Annotated in this window: 4 protein-coding genes; all 4 read right to left on the bottom strand. The window is 64.3% G+C overall.

What is annotated here, in order from left to right:
* On the bottom strand, nt 1-1997 hold a 1997-nt coding region (locus EN742_RS28865), incomplete at its 3' end, for a transglycosylase domain-containing protein (RefSeq protein WP_148670329.1).
* Between the two features lie 81 nt (nt 1998-2078).
* The gene (locus EN742_RS38310) at nt 2079-2231 is read right to left on the bottom strand and encodes a hypothetical protein (protein WP_189375656.1); all 153 of its coding nucleotides are present in this window, start codon (nt 2229-2231) and stop codon (nt 2079-2081) included.
* The gene (locus EN742_RS28860) at nt 2232-2921 is read right to left on the bottom strand and encodes a TetR/AcrR family transcriptional regulator (protein ID WP_127406853.1); all 690 of its coding nucleotides are present in this window, start codon (nt 2919-2921) and stop codon (nt 2232-2234) included.
* Nucleotides 2884-3335: nitrilase-related carbon-nitrogen hydrolase (locus EN742_RS28855; protein ID WP_281035013.1), on the bottom strand; the 452-nt coding region annotated here is incomplete at its 5' end. The genes EN742_RS28855 and EN742_RS28860, both read right to left, overlap by 38 nt.

The following is a 3335-nucleotide window of genomic DNA, read 5'->3' as shown; positions in this document are numbered from 1 at the left end:
GGCACGATCGTATCCGAAGGGGTAGACTTCCAGGTTCCGGGCAGCGGCCGGACCGGCACGCCTTCGTGCGCGGCGACCATGAATTCATGCCAGGCCTGCGCCGGCAGCGCGCCGCCGGTGACCTTCTTCATCCCGCTGCCGTCGTCATTGCCGAACCAGACGCCGGTGGTCAGGTTGGCGGTGTAGCCGACGAACCAGGCGTCGCGCGAATTCTGGCTGGTGCCGGTCTTGCCGGCCGAGGGCCAGGCGAAAGCCGCCTTCTTTGCGGTGCCGATTTCGACCGTGCCGGTCATCATCGAGTTCATCATGCCGACGATCTCTTGCTTGACGACGCGTGGCGCGTTGCCGCCATTGTTGTCGTAGAGCACCTTGCCGCCAGCCGTGGTGACGCGGCGGATGAAATGGATGTCCGGCTTGTAGCCGCCATTGGCGAACGGCACATAGGCCGAGGTCAGCTCCAGCGGCGTCACTTCCGAAGTGCCGAGCGCGATCGAGGTGTTCGACTGCAGATCGGACTGGATGCCCATGCGGTGAGCGGCCTCGACCACCGCGTCGGGCCCGACCTCCATGGTGAGCTGGGCGGCGACCGAGTTCAGCGATTTCGCCAGCGCCGTCGCCAGCGTCACCTTGCCGAAGTATTTGCCGCCGTAATTGTCCGGCGTCCACTTGCCGATCTTGATCGGTGCGTCGTTGCGCACGCTGTCCGGCGTGCGGCCGGCCTCGAGCGCTGCCATGTAGACGAAGGGCTTGAAGGCCGAGCCCGGCTGGCGGCGCGCTTCCGAGGCGCGGTCGAACTGGCTGGTCGAATAGTCATAGCCGCCGACCATGGCGCGCACCGCGCCGGAATCGTCGATCGATACCAGCGCGCCCTGCGTGACGTTGAGCTTCTTGCCGCTCTCGTCGATCAGCCGCCGGATCGACTGTTCGGCAAGCTTCTGCAAGGTGAGATCGACCGTCGTGTCGACGACGATATCGCCGCGCACGTCGCCGATCAGGTCGGGCAGTTCGCCCATGATAGTGTCGGCGACGTAGTTTTCCGATCCGGTCCAGTAGGACGGCGCGCGCGTCGCCGGCGCGCTCATCGCGCTCGTCAGTTCCTTGGCGCCAATCTTGCCCTCGTCGCGCATGGCGGCGAGCACCAGCTGCGCACGCTCCTCGGCCGCCTTCGGGTCGCGCGCCGGCGACAGCCGCGACGGCGCCTTGAGCAGGCCCGCCAGAAGCGCCGCCTCGGAGAGCGTCACGTCACGCGCGCTCTTGCCGAAATAGCGCCGCGAGGCCGCTTCGACGCCATAGGCGCCCGAGCCGAAATAGACCCGGTTGAGGTACATTTCGAGAATCTGGTCCTTGGTGTGCTTGTGCTCCAGCCACAGCGCCAAAAGCACTTCCTGCACCTTGCGCTCCAGCGTGCGGTCGGGCGTCAGGAACAGGTTCTTGGCCAGCTGCTGCGTCAGCGTCGAGCCGCCCTGCGAGAAATGCCCGCCAAGCACATTGGTGACCATGGCGCGCGTCAGCCCGATCGGATCGATGCCGAAATGCGAATAGAAGCGGCGATCCTCGATGGCGACGACGGCCTCGGGGATGTAGGGCGACATCTCGTGCAGGCCGACGGCCTCGCCGCCGCTCATGCCGCGATTGGCGATCAGCTGTCCGTCGACCGAAACGATCTTGATGTTGGGGGCGCGGTCGGGGATCGACCAGGTGGTCGCTGCCGGCATCTTGGCGCCGTAATAGACGACGATGCCGGCCACCGCGATGCCGCCCCAGATGGCCAGCACGAAGCACCAGTAGGCCAGTCGGGCGAGAATGCCGAACAGGCCGCGCCGGCTGCGGTCGCGCCCGCGCCGCGACGACTTCCTGGCCGGTTTGCGTCTGGCGGCGGATTTGCGACTGCCCGGCACGACGCGATCCTCCTCGCTCACCGAGAACCCGGCCGGGGATTTCGCCTGGGGCGGCCCGTCGAAGCTCGGTTCGATGCGACTGTCTCTGCGGTTCGCCATGCGCTGCGCTTAATGTCCCGGTGCTAATGGCGCTCGGGTGCAGACTAGATGCGGCGATTTAAGGGCGCGTTAAAGCAGGGTTTATGCAGGCTTTTGAAATTCCTTACGATTTTCTAAATCCGTTACCGCTGCGGGACCGACGACAGTGCCAAGCCATAAACTGGCGATTGCCGCCGACGAGTAGCCGATGCGTGGCGGAGAGCGTTCGCCAGCGAAGCGCTCCAGCAGAAACATCTACGTCTGCCCGCTGACGGTCCGGCTTCGTGTGCCAGAGATCAACTCGTCAAGATGAGCGGATTGCATGTTGCTCAGCCCGGCGAGTACGAACCGCGCACCGTCGCGCGCCAGCTTCTTGGGATCTCGATCAGGCCGTTCGTCCGCGTACTGGATGTGTGCGATCGTCACGTTTGCGATCAGGATGCGTATGAGCACCGGATCCGTGGCAACGAACTCGCCCGCCTCTATGCCCTGGCGGACAAGTTTCTCCAACGCGAGGTAGAGGGATTCGAGCTTGGCGGCCCAGTGCGCCAATTCCGGCGCACGCAATATATCGCTGCTGTAGAGTTCGGATAGCGAGAGCGGCAGGCTCAGTAGCGTCTCGAGATCCCAGACCAGATAGTCATGAAGTCTCGCTGCCGCCGATCCAGATGCGTTCGCTGTCCTTTCCGCGACGACCACCGCATTGTCGAGGCTGAGAGAAAACAGCGCCTCGAGTATCGCCTGCTTGTTTGCGAAATGGTGAAACAGCGATGGCTGCCTGATGCCTACCGCAGCCGCGATCTGTCGTGTCGAGGTGGCCCGATATCCGTGGCGGCGGAAGAGCGCGCTGGCTTCCATGAGGATTCGTCGCCGGGTGTCGTTTGGCGCGAACTCATCCCAGTTTTGATCACTTGCTCCGATAGTCTGATCTGCCTTGCTCGCCATACCTCGTTCCCGGCCGATCGACGCCCCAATGCAGGATATCGGATCGGCTGTAGTGACCCGTTACGTCGAGATCGTGTTTGAACGCTATGGTCTGCGCAAGGTCAAGGTCACAGATGACGGGCGCGTCACCGAAGACCGGACCGACCAGGTATTCGCCATCGGGCCCGATGACCCCCGATCCTCCGGGAAACGAAGCGTCTCCCCCCGTCCCCTTTTCATAGGCCGCCCGCAGGTCCGGCGGCACGGCCTCCACAGGAAGATACGTCGCGGCGCTTGCGACGAAGCAGCGCCCCTCGAAAGCGTAGTGCCGGGAAGCAAGCTGGTGCGCCGACGGCATGTCCGGCCAAAGGGCAACATGAATCTGCTCGTCCTCGGCGTGCAGGGCCTGGCGGATGATGGGGTGGAAATGCTCCC

The organism is Mesorhizobium sp. M4A.F.Ca.ET.020.02.1.1 (assembly GCF_004022645.1).
Classification (GTDB): Bacteria; Pseudomonadota; Alphaproteobacteria; order Rhizobiales; family Rhizobiaceae; genus Mesorhizobium.
The sequence above is the reverse complement of the archived record's forward strand: the minus strand, read 5'-3'. Positions and strand labels throughout refer to the sequence as shown.

Bases quoted from the DNA above. Each gene is read 5' to 3' on its own strand.
- EN742_RS38310 (WP_189375656.1), bottom strand. From the start codon at position 2,231: ATGTTTCTGCTGGAGCGCTTCGCTGGCGAACGCTCTCCGCCACGCATC.
- EN742_RS28860 (WP_127406853.1), bottom strand. From the start codon at position 2,921: ATGGCGAGCAAGGCAGATCAGACTATCGGAGCAAGTGATCAAAACTGG.